Here is a 351-nt window from a genome sequence, read left to right as displayed (position 1 = left end):
GTGCAGCAGTAACTGGTTGATGGCATGTACTGCGGTTTGGGTCTGGTGCAGTTGGTCCACACGCACGCCGCGGGGCAGGACCTGTGACTTGGTGTCCAGTTGAAATACTTCGCTCAAGCGGCGCCCCAGCGCCTGCTGTTCGGTATGCCCGGTCAAAAACTGGGCGGCCTCGTTGAGGCTGTCAATGTGCCCATGCAAGTCGGTGGTGATGACACCATCGGCAATCGACGACAGGGTGACCACGGCGCGTTCTTTTTCTTCCAGCAGGGCTTCCTGTGCCAGCTTGCGCTCGGTGATGTCCACCAGCGCACCAATGCTGCCGCCCACACTGCCATCCGTCAGGGTGAAGGG

1 protein-coding gene is annotated in these 351 nt (G+C 60.7%); it reads right to left on the bottom strand.

Translation table 11 applies throughout. From position 1 onward, the window contains the following. A partial coding sequence (locus tag AC1D1Y_RS27080; protein WP_477685051.1) for a PAS domain S-box protein occupies positions 1-351 on the bottom strand: 351 nt, incomplete at both ends.

The sequence above is a fragment of the Polaromonas sp. P1_G1 genome (assembly GCF_056405595.1).
This window is presented reverse-complemented; position numbering and strand designations above follow the sequence as displayed.